The sequence below is a fragment of the Cobetia sp. PDI-23MA genome (assembly GCF_059507735.1).
This window is the reverse complement of record NZ_CM183352.1, coordinates 1594339-1609741: the sequence shown is the minus strand read 5'-3', so window position 1 is coordinate 1609741 and position 15403 is coordinate 1594339. Positions and strand designations below refer to the sequence as shown.

At 61.2% G+C, this 15403-nt stretch carries 14 protein-coding genes; 7 read left to right on the top strand and 7 right to left on the bottom strand.

Annotation, left to right across the window (positions count from 1 at the left end; genetic code table 11):
* Positions 1 to 116: 116 nt before the first annotated feature.
* On the bottom strand, positions 117 to 1007 hold the full coding sequence (locus tag AC5WNJ_RS06925) for a LysR family transcriptional regulator (RefSeq protein ID WP_043332186.1): 891 nt from the start codon (positions 1005 to 1007) through the stop codon (positions 117 to 119).
* Between the two features lie 134 nt (positions 1008 to 1141).
* Between AC5WNJ_RS06925 and AC5WNJ_RS06920 the strand changes: the two genes are divergently transcribed.
* From AC5WNJ_RS06920 to AC5WNJ_RS06910, 3 genes are all read left to right on the top strand, one after another.
* Complete coding sequence (locus tag AC5WNJ_RS06920) at positions 1142 to 2257, top strand: 4-oxalomesaconate tautomerase (protein WP_043332189.1); 1116 nt, start codon at positions 1142 to 1144, stop codon at positions 2255 to 2257.
* Between the two features lie 183 nt (positions 2258 to 2440).
* Positions 2441 to 3574, top strand: a complete 1134-nt coding sequence (locus tag AC5WNJ_RS06915) for a type 2 periplasmic-binding domain-containing protein (RefSeq protein ID WP_052384361.1) — start codon at positions 2441 to 2443, stop codon at positions 3572 to 3574.
* Between the two features lie 175 nt (positions 3575 to 3749).
* Complete coding sequence (locus AC5WNJ_RS06910) at positions 3750 to 5729, top strand: tripartite tricarboxylate transporter permease (protein ID WP_043332191.1); 1980 nt, start codon at positions 3750 to 3752, stop codon at positions 5727 to 5729.
* A gap of 125 nt (positions 5730 to 5854) precedes the next feature.
* On the opposite strand, the gene AC5WNJ_RS06905 is transcribed toward AC5WNJ_RS06910, so the two are convergent.
* Positions 5855 to 6802, bottom strand: a complete 948-nt coding sequence (locus tag AC5WNJ_RS06905) for a helix-turn-helix transcriptional regulator (protein WP_052384362.1) — start codon at positions 6800 to 6802, stop codon at positions 5855 to 5857.
* Positions 6803 to 7322: 520 nt separating this feature from the next.
* On the opposite strand from AC5WNJ_RS06905, the gene AC5WNJ_RS06900 reads away from it, so the two are divergent.
* The 3 genes from AC5WNJ_RS06900 (at position 7323) to AC5WNJ_RS06890 (ending at position 9970) form a co-directional block, all read left to right on the top strand.
* Complete coding sequence (locus AC5WNJ_RS06900; RefSeq protein ID WP_064503239.1) at positions 7323 to 8510, top strand: CNNM domain-containing protein; 1188 nt, start codon at positions 7323 to 7325, stop codon at positions 8508 to 8510.
* 251 nt (positions 8511 to 8761) lie between these two features.
* Positions 8762 to 9607: an enoyl-CoA hydratase/isomerase family protein gene (locus AC5WNJ_RS06895; RefSeq protein WP_043332193.1), complete on the top strand. Its 846-nt coding sequence runs from the start codon at positions 8762 to 8764 to the stop codon at positions 9605 to 9607.
* A 120-nt stretch (positions 9608 to 9727) separates the two neighbouring features.
* Positions 9728 to 9970 (top strand): HP1242/YdcH family protein, encoded by a 243-nt coding sequence (locus AC5WNJ_RS06890; RefSeq protein ID WP_043332194.1) that lies wholly within the window; start codon positions 9728 to 9730, stop codon positions 9968 to 9970.
* Between the two features lie 88 nt (positions 9971 to 10058).
* Here the strand turns inward: AC5WNJ_RS06890 and AC5WNJ_RS06885 are convergent, their stop codons facing one another.
* Both AC5WNJ_RS06885 and AC5WNJ_RS06880 read right to left on the bottom strand, forming a co-directional pair.
* Positions 10059 to 10838 carry an NYN domain-containing protein gene (locus AC5WNJ_RS06885; protein ID WP_043332362.1) on the bottom strand — a complete coding sequence of 260 codons (780 nt, stop codon included), beginning with the start codon at positions 10836 to 10838 and terminating at the stop codon, positions 10059 to 10061.
* 110 nt (positions 10839 to 10948) lie between these two features.
* The gene (locus AC5WNJ_RS06880; protein WP_215824299.1) at positions 10949 to 11827 is read right to left on the bottom strand and encodes a LysR family transcriptional regulator; all 879 of its coding nucleotides are present in this window, start codon (positions 11825 to 11827) and stop codon (positions 10949 to 10951) included.
* Positions 11828 to 11996: 169 nt separating this feature from the next.
* Between AC5WNJ_RS06880 and AC5WNJ_RS06875 the strand changes: the two genes are divergently transcribed.
* On the top strand, positions 11997 to 13196 hold the full coding sequence (locus AC5WNJ_RS06875; RefSeq protein WP_495930807.1) for an oxidoreductase: 1200 nt from the start codon (positions 11997 to 11999) through the stop codon (positions 13194 to 13196).
* 133 nt (positions 13197 to 13329) lie between these two features.
* Here the strand turns inward: AC5WNJ_RS06875 and arfA are convergent, their stop codons facing one another.
* From arfA to AC5WNJ_RS06860, 3 genes are all read right to left on the bottom strand, one after another.
* Entirely contained in the window at positions 13330 to 13509 is a 180-nt protein-coding gene (arfA, locus tag AC5WNJ_RS06870) for an alternative ribosome rescue factor ArfA (RefSeq protein ID WP_215824297.1), read from the bottom strand.
* Between the two features lie 137 nt (positions 13510 to 13646).
* Entirely contained in the window at positions 13647 to 14303 is a 657-nt protein-coding gene (locus AC5WNJ_RS06865) for an HAD family hydrolase (protein WP_215824296.1), read from the bottom strand.
* Positions 14300 to 15232 (bottom strand): phosphodiesterase, encoded by a 933-nt coding sequence (locus tag AC5WNJ_RS06860; RefSeq protein ID WP_225347934.1) that lies wholly within the window; start codon positions 15230 to 15232, stop codon positions 14300 to 14302. Before AC5WNJ_RS06860 ends, AC5WNJ_RS06865 begins: the two co-directional genes overlap by 4 nt.
* Positions 15233 to 15403 lie beyond the last annotated feature (171 nt).

Here is a 15403-nt window from a genome sequence, read left to right as displayed (position 1 = left end):
AATGTCTTATACACAACCATCTTATGTACTAGGCCACGCCACGCCAACCCTGGCGAGAGATGCCTGCCACTCTGCGCTCCATTGTGGCCTTGGCCCCCTCACTCCAGACGAGCGACTCAGTTCCAGCGCTTGAGCAGAATCTCGATGAACAGCTCCGCAATCGGCGAAAGGGATTCACCGCGCCGCCGCAGCAGGCCAATGGTGCGATCGATGCGCGGTTCGGGCAGTTCACGCTGACACAGCACCTCGTGTTCCGGCCCCGGCATGGCCATCGACGGCAGGATGGCGACGCCCAGCCCGCTCTCGACCAGACCCAATGACGTCGAAAGGTGCTGCACTTCGTAGAAGCCATCCAGATGCAGGCCGGCGGACAGCAGAGTGTTGTCGAGCAGAATGCGATTGCCGCTGTCACGCGAGACCGTGATCAGGCGCACATCGTCCAGGTCACTCCATTCCACGCGCTGTTTCTGTGCAAGAGGATGGTCACGCCGCAGGGCCAGCACGAAGGGATCACGATAGATGGAGGTGAAATCCACCGCCGGATGGTGGGCACTGACCATATTGATACCAAAGTCTGCCTCCCCCGAAACCACCCTTTCGACCCCTTCATTGGCACTGACATCCAGGATGCGAATCCGGATACCGGGATAGGCGGTATTGAATTCGCGCACCACGCTGGGCAGGAAGTAGAAGGCTGCCGTGGGCAGGCAGGCGATGGTCAGCACCCCCTTGCGGTGGGTGGCAAGCTCGCGGACGCCGACCAGAGACGACTCATAATCTTCGAGCAACTTGCGGGCTTTGGGCAGGAAATCACGCCCAACGGGCGTCAATCGACTTCTTCGCGTGGTGCGCTCGAGCACCTTGGCGCCCAGAATCTCCTCCAGTTTCTGGATGCGGCGCGACAACGCCGGCTGCGAAATATGCAGCCGTTCTGCCGCCTCATTGAAGGAATGATTCTCGGCGACCTCGACGAACGCCGACAGATCCAGAAACTCCAATCTATGCATGCAACTACCTTATTGTTTCAGTTTTCGGATTAATGCGCACAATGATGACAGTATAGGTTTTATTTGCATTTGATGCATAGATCATCGGCTGTGATGCTTCACGAAGGCGCAAACAGACAGGAGCGCGTTCCAACATGATGCATTCACTTCCTTGCATGATCCTACGTGGCGGTACCTCTCGGGGTCCCTTCCTGCGTCTGGATCACCTCCCCGCCGATGACGAAGGCCGTCGCGAAGTTCTGCGTCAGGTCATGGGCTCCGGCCACGTACTGCAGATCGATGGCCTGGGCGGCGGCAATTCGTTGACCAGCAAGGTCGCCCTCGTCGGGCCGCCCAGTCATCCTGAAGCTGATGTCGATTACCTGTTCGCTCAGGTCGACGTAGAAGGCGACAAGGTCGACTTCTCGCCCAACTGCGGCAACATGCTGGCCGCCGTCGGCCCCTACGCCATCGAGACCGGCATGATTGCGCCGCAGGGCGACCTGACGCGTCTGCGGATTCACAACCTCAACACCCGCACGCTGATCGATAGCCAGGTGCCGACGCCCGGCGGCGCGGTGGCCTACCAGGGTGACACGCGCATCAGTGGTGTACCCGGCGCCGGCAGCGCCATCAAGCTGGGCTTCCTCGGCGCGGTGGGCGCCAAGACCGGCAAGATGCTGCCCAGCGGCCAGGTCATCGACGTGATTGATGGCGTCGAGGTGACCTGTCTCGACTCCGCCACGCCGGTGGTGCTGATCGAAGCGGCAAGTCTGGGCTGGGCAGGCAACGAAGCGCCGGCCGAGATGGATGCCAACCGCGAGGCGATGGCACGTCTCGAGCAGATTCGCCTCAAGGCGGGGGAATTGATGGGCATGGGCGACGTCAGCGGCTCGGTGCTGCCCAAGCCGGTGATTCTCTCCGCCCCGCGCACCCAGGACGGTTCTCTGTGCGCCCGCTACTTCGTGCCGCATCGCTGCCATGGCGCCCTGGCCGTCACGGGTGCCATCACGCTGGCCGTTGCGACCAGCATCCCGGGCACCCTGGCCAATCGTGTGGCACTCGCGGCCGGCACTCTGGCACCGGATAGCCTGGCGGCAAACGTTCATCTGGAACATCCCGCCGGATTTCTGGATGTCGAGGTCGAGCATGCCAATGCCGACCCGATGACCCCCAGCCGAGTGTCTCTGCTGCGCACGGCACGCAAGATCATGAGTGGCGAGGTGTTCTTGAACCTCCCCGACTCGGTGGAGATGCCTGGGCGTGCATGACACGCCAGACGACCGCGCTGGCAAGCGCCAGAGGCGAAGAGTTCGTCGACAGGCAACGAGCTGGTACTGCAGTATATTGATTTACAATGAATTTTCGCTAAACGAAATAGCCTGACTGCGCCGCCATGCAGATAGCGCATCACTGATCGACAACGCATTCCAACAATAATCAGGAGTCAGACCATGTCCATCATCGTGTCTACCCCCAAGCGCCAGACCCTCAAGCGTCATGCCCGTACCACCGCATTGGCCTTCATGCTGCCCGTCATGGGCCTGATGCCACTGTCCTCAGCCGTTCACGCCGCGGCGGAAGTCCCCGACACCCTGACCTGGACCGTCCCGTTCGGTGTCGGGGGCGGCACGGACGTCTGGGCACGCTTCATGTCCAACTGGGTGACCAAGGGCCTGCCGGGCAACCCGGCTGTCGTCATCGACAACGTCCCGGGCGGTGGTTCCATCACCGGCGTCAACCTGTTCAGCAAGCGTGCAGGCGATGACGGCGACGAGATGGTCGTCACCTCGGCCTCTACCCAGTATCCGGCCATGCTGCGCGACCGTCGCGTGCGCTATGACTATGCCGACTGGGAGCCGATCTTCGCCGCACCGACAGGGGGTATCGTCTACGCCTCAAGCTCGCTGGGCAAGGACAGCGCCAGTGCGCTCGAGGCCCTCGCCTCCCAAGAAGTGAAGTTCGCCGGTCAGAACCCGACCGGGCTCGAGATGCCGGTGCTGATGGCCTTCGATCTGCTCGATTTCCAGGTCGACCCGGTCTTCGGCATGAAGAGCCGTGGTGAAGGCCGTCTGGCCTTCGAGCGTGGCGAAGTCGCCCTCGACTTCCAGACCACCTCCGCCTACAAGAGCAACGTCACGCCGCTGGTCGACGCCGGCCAGGCCGTACCGCTGTTCAGCCTTGGCGTGATGGATGACGAAGGCCATATCGAGCGCGATCCGTCCTTCCCGGACCTGCCGACCTTCTCCGAGCTGTATCTGGCCCAGAAAGGCCATTCACGTGACGACGAGGCCTACCAGATCTTCCACAAGTTCTTCGCCTCCGGTTACGCCATGCAGAAAATGCTGCTGGTGCCGAAGGACGTGGACCCGGAACTGCTGGAGCTTTACCGCCAGGCCGCGCGTGATCTGGCCAAGGACCCCGAGTTCCTCAAGGAGGCCGCCGAGAAGGTCGGGCCCTATGGCCTGATGGTCGGCAAGGCCGCCGCGACCCAGCTTCAGGAAGCCATGCAGCTGAGCGAAGCCGAGCACGAATGGGTCAAGAACTGGCTGATGGAACGCCACAATATCCGCCTGCAATCTCGTTGAGGCGCGCAATCACACCCGTAACGGCCTGATCCCCGGGTGTGATGGGGACCCACTCACGGGGCTGCCGACCAGCAGCCCCGTGAGCCTTTCACTCCCTGCCTCACCATGCTCTCCCCGGCACCGCCTCTGAGTGTTAGAGAAGCATCTAGAGAAGAACAAGAGGTTGAGTAACGCCATGATCGACACTCTCCTGTCCAGCATTGGACACGTCTTCACGCTGACGCATCTGCTGTTCATGATGATCGGCATCTTCGTCGGCCTGCTGGTCGGTATCATTCCCGGCCTGGGCGGCATCGCCGGCATGGCCCTGCTGCTGCCCTTCCTCTATGGACTGGACCCGGGCTACGCCCTGGGCATGCTGATGGGCATGGTCGCGGTCATTCCTACCGGCGATACCTTCGCCTCTGTCCTGATGGGCATTCCCGGTTCCAGCGCGTCGCAAGCCACGGTGCTGGATGGCTTCCCGCTGGCCAAGAAGGGCCAGGCAGCCCGCGCGCTGACCAGTGCCTTCCTGTCTTCTCTGTGTGGTGGCGTGATCGGCGCCATCATCCTGACCGGCTTCATCCTCGTCGCACGCCCCCTCGTACTGGCCTTCTCGTCAGCCGAATTGTTCGTGTTGACCTTGCTGGGCCTGACGATGGTGGCGGTGTTGTCCGGCAAGAACCTGTTCAAGGGCACCGCAGCCTGCGGCCTCGGCCTGCTGGTCGGTGCCATCGGCGCCGCACCGGCGACCGGCGAGTACCGCATGAACCTGGATATCGACTATCTGTACGACGGCGTGCCACTGATCGTGCTGGGTCTGGGCATCTTCGCCCTGCCGGAAATCGTCGAGCTGCTGCTGGGACGTGGCAGTATCGCCAAGAACGGGAACACCGACCTGGGCAAGGGCTGGTCTGCCGGCATCAAGGATGTGGTCAAGAACAAGTGGCTGGTCGCGCGCTGTGCCGGTATCGGCAGCCTGATCGGGACCATTCCGGGTCTGGCGGGTTCCGTGGTCGACTGGATCACCTACGGCTTCGCGGTCAAGACCGCCAAGGACCCGAGCCAGTTCGGCAAGGGTGACATCCGCGGCGTCATCGCGCCGGAATCCGCCAACAATGCCTGCGCCTGCGGTGCCATGGTGCCGACACTGCTGTTCGGGGTGCCAGGTTCCGGCACGGCGGCGGTCTTCCTGGGTGGGCTGTTGCTGCTGGGTCTGGAACCCGGTGTGTCGATGATCACCACCAATCTGGACATGACCTACACCATCATCTGGTCACTGGCGCTGGCCAATATCCTGGGCGCGGGCCTGTGTCTGATGCTGGCGCGTCCGGTCGCGCAGCTGACGCGTGTGCCCTTCGCCATTCTGGCCCCTGCCATCACCGTGCTGATCCTGTTCGCTGCCTATCAGGCCAGCCGCTCGCTGGGTGACTGGGCCGCGCTGGGCATGATCGGCATGATCGGTGTGCTGTTCAAGAGTGCTGGCTGGTCGCGTCCGGCCTTCCTGATCGGCTTCGTGCTGGCACCGGGTGCCGAGAACTACTTCTACCAGAGCATGCAGTTCCACGGCGCCGAAGCCTTCCTGCGTCCGGGCGTACTGATCATCCTCGGCCTGATCCTGCTGGCCTTCTTCCTGCCGGTGATCCGCAAGGCGATCATGCGTCGTCGCCAGACCCATGAAGTGGTCGAGACTGCGCCGTCGCCGGAAGAGGATGTGCTGGAATCGCGTGGCTTCGGTGGCGTCGACTTCCTGCTGCTGTTGATGATGGGCGCAGCCGCCCTGTGGGCGCTCTACGACGTCAGGGACCTGATGCCGCTGGGCAAGGCCTTCCCGACGCTGGCCGCCTTCATCACGCTGCTCTCGGTGATCGCCGTGGTCTTCAACGGCTGGCGTCGCGGCATGATTCGCGTCAAGCAACCGGCCTTCAAGGCAGTGGGTGTGGTTCTTGGCTTCTTCGTGCTGATAGGCGTCAGTGCGCTGCTGGGCTTCGTCTCTACCGCCGTGCTGTTCTGCCTGGGCTTCCAGCTCACCATCGCGCGCAAGTCGCCTCTGTTCGCAGGGCTCTTCGCGCTGGGCGTGGCAGTCTTCCTGCTCGGCATGCAGGCGGCGATGAACCTGCACTACCCGACGGGTCTGCTGGATGACGTGGTGCTGCCGATGATTCCCTTCCTGTAAGGCCAGCGGGCATCACCAGCACTCAACTCTCGAGTACGACATACGCAAGCGGGCACCCATTGGGTGCCCGCTTGCGTATTGTGACAACCCCAAGCCCATTGTCAGGTGCTCGCCGCCATCACGGCTCACTCAACGCGATGAAACCTGGCTCGTGCCACCTGTGGCGACACCCCGAAATGACGCCGGTAGGCCGTGGCGAAGTTGCAGGCATGGGCATACCCCACCTGATGCGCCACCTGCTGAATGCTCACCCCGCGCCGCAGAGCCTGCTCGGCACACCGCATGCGACATTCACGCTGATAACTGCCCAGTGACTGCCCGAAGGCCTGGCGAAACTTGTGGCGCAAACCGGAGGGGCTCATGCAGGCCAGCCGCGCCAGTTCCTCCAGCGAGTGTGTGCCATGCGGCACGGCGGCAAGACACTGGCGCACCGCCTCCAGATGTCGACAGGCACCGTGGGGTCCCGATGGGGACGCTAATGGCGATGCAGGGGGTGCAGGAGCTGCGGAGAACGCCGGCACCTCCTGCGCCTCACCAGCGCGGCGCTTGAGTGCCGCCCCCAACAACTGCAGCGCGATCCCCTGCCACTCCAGCATATCACCCTCGCAGGCGGGGGTCGCTGGCGTCTCGCACTCTCCTCGTACGCCCTCACCATCAGGGACCCTGACACGCTCATCCAGTTGCTGATGAAGCCAGCGCCCCGGCGTCCAGCCCAGCGGGCTGGAATGACGCGCGCACGGTAATGCATCCCAGTTCGCCAGCCCCCGCCGTACCTGCAGGCTCTGGCTGGACTCGCCCTCCAGATGCAAGCTGATACAGCGCAGGCGGCCTTGAGGGTGATAGCTCTTCAGCGTCGGCGGCGCAGACTGCGTTCTCGCCGGGCGAAATATCCCTCCTTGCCCCGCGGACAAGTCGATCCCCGCGCCGTCCACGCCTGATAGCGTCAATCGCCCTTCCAGCACCAGGCAGAGATAGAGGCCCTCATGAAACTGATGCTGGCCATGATAGGCGCGTGACACCTCTAGATCACACAGCGTCAGATGCGCATCCCGCCAGGGATGCAGGTCATGCATCTGCCCCTCGCAATGCGGATATTTCGCTGCTCGCCAGCCTCGCCGCTCGCTGAGCGATGAAGGGCGCTGTTGAGGTGGGGCCATGACGCGGCGAGTGGCCCGACTGTCGGCTATGTCTCCAAGCGGCTGTGACATGACGCTGCAAATCCCTGCAAGGTGAATCCTGGTGAAGGCCTATCGCCTGCTGCGGGTCGCACTGACGGCTGAAGGGTCGCACGATGCTACTCAGCGGCCACGCCAGGCCGCGGCTTGCGAATACGGCTGGCGACCACAAAATACAATGATTACCGAAAGCAAAACAATCTCATTATCATATAAGTATTGCATCTTGTCTCATGTAAAGCCCTGTTCTCTCTCCCAGTCCTCTCACAGCCCTCTTGCATCCCTCGAGTCAACGGCACTTTGCGACACAGGCTGGCAAGCTTGGCCAGCAGGCTGAAAACTCTGCGAGAATTCACGGGTTTGACAGTGCTGCGCCTTATGTCACTAATGGATGCCTTTCCCCCAAGGAGCACGCCTCATGTTTCTGTTGATCCTGTTCGCTGCCATCGCGATTGGCATCTCATTCATCTGCTCCGTGCTCGAGGCGGCGCTGCTGTCGCTCTCTCCCAGCTATGTGGCAAGCCTGAGAGACCAGCACCCCAAGCGCCACGCCGCTCTGGCCAAGCTCAAGGACAATATCGACAAGCCGCTGGCCGCCATCCTGACGCTCAACACCATCGCGCATACCGTCGGTGCCACGGGGGTGGGCGCGCAGGTATCGGTCGTCTTCGGGGAAGCCTGGGTCGGCGTAGCCTCGGCGGTGATGACGCTGCTGATCCTGGTGGCCTCGGAAATCATCCCCAAGACCATCGGTGCCACCTACTGGCGTCAGCTGTCGCCGATGCTGCCCGGCGTGCTCAATGCCATGGTCATCGCGCTCAAGCCACTGATCTGGCTGTCGGAGTTGATCACCTCGCGCATCGGCAAGGATGCCCATGACATCGATGTGCGTGGCGAGATCAAGGCACTGGCCCAGATGGGGCTCGACAAGAAAGCCCTGGAAAATGATGAACAGCGCGTCATCACCAACATCCTCAATCTGCATGAGATGAAGGTGCGTGACGTTCTGACGCCGCGCCCTGTCTGCCAGACGGTCAGTCCCGAGATGAGCGTGGCCGAGTTCAATGACCAGCTGACGATCTGGCCCTTCAGCCGCTACCCGGTGATGACCGACGATGAGCGAACGCTGGGCATGATCCATCGGGCCGATGCCCATCAGGCAGAGCCCACCACGCCGCTCAAGGATCTGATGCGCCCGATCAGCGAGCTGCACGCCGAAGACAACGTCGAACATGCCTTTGGGCTCATGCAGCGCGAACGACAGCATCTGTGCGTGGTCTACGACAACCTCGGCAACTGGCTGGGTGTCATCACGCTGGAAGACGTGATGGAGACGATTCTGGGCGAGGACATCATCGACGAGACGGACAACGTGGCCAATCTGCGCCGCTTTGCCCGCCAGCGCTGGACCAAGCGTATCGGTGCCAACACCTCAAGCACCCAGCCTTCCGCTGAAACGGCGGCTGGTGAAGGTGCTGTCTCGGGCGATGAAGCTGGCTCTGGTGAAGGTGCTTTACCCGTCTACGAGCAAACCGAGCAAGAGGCGGGCTCAGCCAATAACTCTGCCAAAGGGCCTGCCAAGAGCGCCGATGACAGCAAGGGCTAGGCTCGTCCCTCCACGCTTGTGACCCGCTCGCAGGCAAAAGTCCCGTGAAAGTCGTTGCCAGATACGACTATCGCGGGACTTTTTTATTGGCGGCTGTTGATACCGCCTGATAACCCATTGATTCCTCTTGCGAACCCCGACTCTCAATCAATCGAATAATTTCTTTCTTCCAATCTCTCGGTAATCAATCCCCGGACTCGGTGCTAACGTTAATCACACACGACGGGCAGCGAACGAACCGAGATAACATAATGATATACAAGAAATTTACGACGTTCCGCACTGAACAGAAAGGCGCCATTCTGTATGTGACCTTCGATTATCCGCCGGTCAATATTCAGGACATTCCCATGCTGGCCGACCTGACCATGCTGTCGCAGAAGCTCGAGCGTGACAGCGACACCAAGGTGGTGGTCTTCCAGTCAGCCCATCCGGAAATCTTTGTCGCCCATGCAGACGTGGACTTCCTCAAGGACATGTCGACTCATGCGGTCCACCAGTGTGAGGTCAAGCTGCTGGACCTGCAGGTGGTCCTCGAGCGCGTAAGCCGCCTGCCCCAGGCGACCATCGCCAAGATTGAGGGTTTTGCCCGCGGCGGTGGTCACGAATTTGCCCTGGCCTGTGACATGCGCTTCGCCGCACGTGGCAAGGCCCGTTTCATGCAGATGGAAGTCGCGATGGGCATTCTGCCCTGCGGGGGTGGTGCCTCACGCATGGCACGTCAGGCAGGCCTTGGCCGAGCGCTGGAAATCATCCTCAGCGCCAAGGACTTCGATGCCGATCAGGCCGCCGAATACGGCACCATCAATCGTGCGCTGGACCCGCAGGAGATCGGCCCCTTCGTCGACTCGCTGGCCGAGCGAATCTCCTTGTGGCCATCAGCCGCCATCAACGCCTGCAAACAGGCCGTCTACGCCTCCATCGACAAGCCCATCGAAGACGCCTTGAAGGAAGAGGCCTATTGGCTCTATCAGGCCACCAGCCAGACCGCCGCCATCAAGCGCTTCCAGAATGCCTATGACAGCGATGTCGAAAACGACATGACCGCCCAGCGCAACTGGGACCAGATCGTGATCGACGTCCAGTCCATCGTTTGAGAATACGTCCTGCAACGTAAGCAAGGATGCCCTTTAAGGGAGTGGCGACACTCCCTCTTTTTGAATTCTCCCACCCCCTTTCTCTTTTTGGATTCTCCCACCCTATTTCGGAGCCACACCATGCATATCGATGACCACTCCCTGTGCAACGACTTCCCTCAGCAACGTGAACTCATTCTGCGCCTGATCAATGGCAATGAAGAGTTTGCCCGCATCGCGGAAGCCTATACCCGTATCGATATCGAGATTCACGCCCTGGAAGTCGATGAATCGCCGATCGGCGATGACTCCATGCACCAGCTCAAGCACCAGCGCAGCCTGCTCAAGGATGGTCTGTACGAGCGAATGATGGCGGCTAAGTAAAGCGACGACTGCGCATTACCTGGAAATAGCGGCCGATTATTATCCATCGGCTTGTGTGACTGACTACCTCTATCATTAGATTGCCTGATCAGCTGGCCTTTGCAGGCTGGCTACTCTTTTTTCGGATATAGAAATGCATACTTCCCCCTTTAACAGGCCTACGGCATACATCCAGATAATCCAGTTTCTGAATCATCGCTCCAAGCTTGCTGGCGCCATGATCAGACGGTTTCAAGTCGGGCATCTTCTTCTTTAGATATCCACCAACTGCTGACAAAGGAGCCCAACCATCAACTTGTTGCAGTTCATTCACCGCATTCAAGATATGCGACCTCAACTGCCTCTGTGCCTTGGTCGGCTTGACGAGGGTTACCGGCTCAGCAGCCGGCTTGCTGACTGACATGGCCGGGACAGGCTTCTCAGCCACCTTGCGCAGTCCTTCGCTGTAGATGAACTTGTCGCAGGCAGACACGAATGGCTGCGGTGTCTTGTCTTCACCGAAGCCATATACCAGCATGCCGCTCTCTCTCAAACGAGCCGCCAGCCGTGTAAAGTCGCTGTCCGAAGAGATGAGGCAGAACCCCTCCACGTTCCCCGAGTACAGCAAGTCCATGGCATCGATGATCAACGCAGAGTCAGTTGCATTCTTGCCCTGGGTATAGCTGAACTGCTGAACCGGATGAATGGCATGACGCAGAAGATGCTCTTTCCATGGCGCAAGGTTCGGCGTCGTCCAGTCTCCGTAAGCCCGCTTGATGGTGCTGACCCCCAGCTTTGAAATCTCTGCCAGCAGCGCTTCGCAGATAGCAGCCTGCGCATTGTCAGCATCAATAAGTACCGCCAATCTATTGCGTCCTATCTGTGACATGTATCGCTCCATGATGTACGTCACTGAAATCCTGTTATCTCTCCTGGAGATAATATGTCATGTAATGACCATGATGATCACCAGATAAGTCATGCCCTTGGCAAACGCCCCTAGCCGGTTTCAAATCCCTCTATCAAGGCATCCATCAGCACCCTCACTCGCCGAGGAAGAATCTGCGTCTCCGGGCGGACGATGTAGATGCTGGTATCTGCGCCGTCCCCACGTATGTCTTCCAGCAGCGGGATCAAGCGTCCAGAAGTCAGGTCATCGGCGATCAGGTAGTGCGGCAGACAGGCAATGCCGCGGCTGCCCAGGCAGGCGGCGTGCAGGGTTTCCAGGGAATTGGAGAGGAAGCCGCAACGCATGTCGGGCAGTGACTTGAGCCCCCAAGCATTGAAGCCGCCGGGGAGATTCAGGATCAGGCTGACATGCTCCGCCAGCTCCGGCACTGAGCGCGGCGTGCCGTGGCTTGCCAGATAGTCCGGTGATGCACAGATGACGCGATGGTTGGTGGCCAACCGTCTGGCGATCAGGCCGAGCTCGGGCTGTGCGGTGCTGCGTATCGCCAGATCCATCCCTTCATGGACCAGGTCGACCACCGCGTCCGACAGCGTCAGGTCCACGATCACCTCGGGATAGCGCTCCATGAAGCGCAACAGCAGGGGCATCACCTGCAGCTTGCCCAAGGCATTGGAACACGAGAGGCGAATGCGGCCCCTGAGCGCGCCGCTGCCTTCGGCGATCTCCTGCTCCACATTGCGCAGGCGCTCCTGCAACTCGCGCGTCTCCAGGGCATAGAGCTGCCCCGCTTCACTCAAGCGCATCTGCCGAGTGGAGCGAATCAACAGCTGGGCACCAAGGCGCTGTTCCAGCTGCGCGATGCGCTTGCTGATCGCGGAGTGGGTAATGCCAAGCTGGCGCGCCGCCCCGGTGAAGGTGCCGGCGTCGACGACGGCGTGAAAGATGTCGAGGTCCGTATGCGTTTTCATATGTTCCATTTGCTCACGGATACTGTGCGCGCACAACGGATTATCTCCGTCCGCAAGGCATGTCACCCTGTCATCAGTTCCTGAAATGACAGATTCAGTGCCACATTGCTCAGCATATTCCTTGCCACATCTTTTTTACTCAACCCGCACCAAGAGAGACATCGCCGCCATGACAGACCAGCCGACAGCCTCCGCCCTGTTTACCCCTCTCACGTTGCCAAGCGGCCGGGTGCTCGCCAACCGAATCGTCAAGGCTGCGATGTCGGATTCTCTCGGCGATGGCACGGGGCATCCCAGTGAGGCACAGCTGCGCCTTTACGAGCGCTGGGCAGAGGGTGGCGTGGCGGCGTCGCTGGTCGGTGAGGTACAGCCTGACCACCACCATGCCGAGAAACTGGGCAATCTGGTGCTCAACGCGCAATCCGATCTCGCGGCCTTCACGCAACTGGCCCAGCGCGGTCAACAGCACGGTGCAGACCTCTGGCTGCAGCTCGGCCACGCCGGTGCGATGGCCTACCCACCGACCAGCACGGCGCACGGCCCCAGTGCACTGGATATTCCCGGGCTACGTTGCGAGGCCATGAGTCTGGCGGCCATCAAGGCACTGCCTGGCGCCATGGCAATGACGGCTCGCCTGGCGCGTGAAGCCGGGTTTGGCGGGGTACAGGTGCATGCGGCACACGGCTTCCTGCTCAGCCAGTTTCTGTCTCCCCTCTTCAACCAGCGCACGGATGACTACGGCGGCAGCCTCGAAAACCGCATGCGCCTGATGCGTGAGGTGATCATTGCCGTGCGTGAGGCCTTTGGCCACGACTACCCGGTACTGGTGAAGCTCAACTCCAGCGACCAACTGCAAGGCGGTTTCGAGGAAGCCGAAGCGCTGCAGGTAATAGCAGCGCTCGATGAGCTGCCCATCGACCTGATCGATATCAGTGGCGGCACCTACTTCCCCGGCGCGAGCTCGGCGTCGGATGCCAGCGCCAGCGGCCCCTACTTCGTCGAATTCGCCAAGCGTGCACGCGAGGTAACGACCCTGCCCCTGATGGCAACCGGCGGCTTCAAGACACTCGCCCAGGCCGAAGACGCCGTGGCACAGGGCGCCGTCGACCTCGTCGGCCTGGCCCGCCCACTGGCGCTGCACCCATCGCTGCCCACACTCTGGCAGGCCGGAGAATGCCCCACGCCAGAATTCCCGCGCTTCAGCGCGCCGCCTGAAGGCGGGGTGACAGCCTGGTATACCCTGCGTCTGACCCAGCTGGGCGAGGATCGTGAGCATGAATCACTGGGCGAACTGGAGACGGTGCTGGCCGACTATGAGGCCCGCGACGCCGCACGCGCCGAGACCTGGAATGCGCACTTCTCGAGCTGAGTCGCTCTCAGTAGGTCAGACGAAAAAATAGAAAAGACGCAAAACGCCGCAGCGCTGACGCTGCGGCGTTCATGTTTCAGTCCCTTGCAGTGATGCATGTCAGGTCGTGGGAAACCGCACCAATGAAGCGTCTTCAGGCAGCGTTGTGCACAATGACTGAAGGCGCTTCACTGCCGCCCTTGTTTCCCTGCGACTTGCCCTGGCGCTGATAGCTGCCCTTGCCCTTGCGCGCCTTTACCACGCGTTGCTTGAACATCGGGGTACGCAGCACCGCCTTGAGCGCGTTGTCCTGCACCTTTCGCTTGTGGGTCATCGTGATGATCTCCTGTCGTCGATGAATCAACATCGCGACTATAGACCTCGCCAAGCACAAATCAATCCTTGGCGAGGGGCTGAGCACTGAAAATACAGCGTCGCCGACTCAACGCCATGGGTCGTGTTTCCAGCGACTCAAACGTGAGTCAATGACGGGGTCATGCTCGGGTCACTCAGCATCATCAGCGCCTGAGGCTGCGCGATGACCCGCTCCGGTGCCATGCTGGCCAGCCGCTCGGGGCTCTGCCATCCCCAGCTGACCGCAGCGGCACGACACCCAGCCTCGTGCGCGGCGCGAATGTCGCTGACGGCGTCGCCCACCATCCAGCTGCGCTCCACCGCCACTTGCGGCGCTGCCAACAGACCCGCCAGCTTGGCCCCCTTGCTACCCGCGATCTCACCGCCCAGCACCTGTGACACGCAATCCGCCAGGCCGGCGGCGGCCAGCGTGGCACGAATCATCTCGCTGTGATTGGCCGACAGCACCATGACGTCGCCCTGTTCGGCGAGTGCCGACAAGGCCTCGCGCATGCCGGTGAAGACCGCCGGCGGCGTCGCCTGGCGGGTATAGGAAAAGACATGTGCGGCAAAGCGCGCGACGGCCTCGCCCGTGAAGCCCTGCACACGCGCCATCTCCTCGAAGGTCACGTTGTCCAGCGACTCCCAGCTATCGCGTTCCAGCACGATCGTCCGCCCTTCCAGGTACGCCGCATGTGCACAGGCCTTGAGGCACAGTGTCAGGCTGTCGGCAATCACACCATCAAAATCAAAGACATATAACGCTTTGTTCATTCTTTTGCTGCCTCAGCTGCCTGCAAGGTATTGCTCAACGGCTCGCGCTCGCGAGTCGGAATCCGCTCATCGCGCTGCAGAGCGATCAATTCATCGAGCGCCTCCAGCGACTGGGCGGCCTCGAGCGTGTCGTGGAAGAAATAGCGGCGACTGTCATCCATGTAGAGGTGCAGGTGATTGACGATCTGCTCCTCGCCTATCATCAGCACGCCATAGGCCGGCGGCTCATGACTGCCTGCAAGACAATCCGCCGCGGAGACCAGATCCAGCCCGACCTGATGATTGACGCCCGGCAGGGTCGAGAACGAGAGCCCTCGCCAGACACCGCTGGCCGGACGATGCACATGCCCGAACAGCAAGTGCTCGACGTTGCCATGCCGCTGGATCACGTCATGCAGCGCCTGTGAATTCTGCAAGCGGATGCCATCCATGTAGCGGATACCGAGGGCCATGGGCGGATGATGCAGCGCCAGCAGAATACGGCGATCGTGATGCGCAGCCAGACAGGCATCCAGCCACGCCAGGCGGGACTCACACAGCAGACCGCCATGCTCCCCCGCGACGGCCGAATCGAGCATCACCAGCACGCAATCATCGGTGCCGGGGCCGAAGGCATGCGCATACTGCACGAAGCCTCCGTCATCACAGGGCAGCTCCGGGAAGGCGGCCTGCAGAGTCTCACGCGCATCGTGATTGCCCATGCCGAGGAAATACGGCATCGACAGTTCTTCCAGCACCTCACGCAGCGCCTCGAAGGCGGCCGGCTCACCGCGATCGGTCAGGTCACCGCTGATGATCACACCCTGAGCATCGCCGTGGTGCAGATTGATATCGGCGACGGCAGCCGCCAGCCGTGCACGCGGGTCCAGCCCGTAAAGTCGCTTGTCAGGGGCGACCAGATGGGTATCGGTCAGATGAATCAGTTTCATGCTATCGCGCGTTCCATGAGTGCCACCTTGAGGGGCCGCCATTATCAAGCTCTCAGGTGACGACTGCGTGACGCACGCCACACTCTCTTCGCGCAAAGCCAATCGGGTGCAATGGCACCTATCAAAAACGCCGCAGCGCTGAGCGCTGCGGCGTTTGATATGCCGGTCTTG

Excerpts from the sequence above, each read along its gene's own strand:
- AC5WNJ_RS06900 (WP_064503239.1), top strand. The coding sequence starts at position 7,323 with ATGTTTCTGTTGATCCTGTTCGCTGCCATCGCGATTGGCATCTCATTC.
- AC5WNJ_RS06890 (WP_043332194.1), top strand. The coding sequence starts at position 9,728 with ATGCATATCGATGACCACTCCCTGTGCAACGACTTCCCTCAGCAACGT.
- AC5WNJ_RS06865 (WP_215824296.1), bottom strand. The coding sequence starts at position 14,303 with ATGAACAAAGCGTTATATGTCTTTGATTTTGATGGTGTGATTGCCGAC.
- AC5WNJ_RS06905 (WP_052384362.1), bottom strand. The coding sequence starts at position 6,802 with ATGCATGACCTGCATCCCTGGCGGGATGCGCATCTGACGCTGTGTGAT.
- AC5WNJ_RS06880 (WP_215824299.1), bottom strand. The coding sequence starts at position 11,827 with ATGAAAACGCATACGGACCTCGACATCTTTCACGCCGTCGTCGACGCC.
- AC5WNJ_RS06895 (WP_043332193.1), top strand. The coding sequence starts at position 8,762 with ATGATATACAAGAAATTTACGACGTTCCGCACTGAACAGAAAGGCGCC.
- AC5WNJ_RS06915 (WP_052384361.1), top strand. The coding sequence starts at position 2,441 with ATGTCCATCATCGTGTCTACCCCCAAGCGCCAGACCCTCAAGCGTCAT.
- arfA (WP_215824297.1), bottom strand. The coding sequence starts at position 13,509 with ATGACCCACAAGCGAAAGGTGCAGGACAACGCGCTCAAGGCGGTGCTG.
- AC5WNJ_RS06920 (WP_043332189.1), top strand. The coding sequence starts at position 1,142 with ATGATGCATTCACTTCCTTGCATGATCCTACGTGGCGGTACCTCTCGG.
- AC5WNJ_RS06875 (WP_495930807.1), top strand. The coding sequence starts at position 11,997 with ATGACAGACCAGCCGACAGCCTCCGCCCTGTTTACCCCTCTCACGTTG.
- AC5WNJ_RS06860 (WP_225347934.1), bottom strand. The coding sequence starts at position 15,232 with ATGAAACTGATTCATCTGACCGATACCCATCTGGTCGCCCCTGACAAG.
- AC5WNJ_RS06885 (WP_043332362.1), bottom strand. The coding sequence starts at position 10,838 with ATGTCACAGATAGGACGCAATAGATTGGCGGTACTTATTGATGCTGAC.
- AC5WNJ_RS06925 (WP_043332186.1), bottom strand. The coding sequence starts at position 1,007 with ATGCATAGATTGGAGTTTCTGGATCTGTCGGCGTTCGTCGAGGTCGCC.
- AC5WNJ_RS06910 (WP_043332191.1), top strand. The coding sequence starts at position 3,750 with ATGATCGACACTCTCCTGTCCAGCATTGGACACGTCTTCACGCTGACG.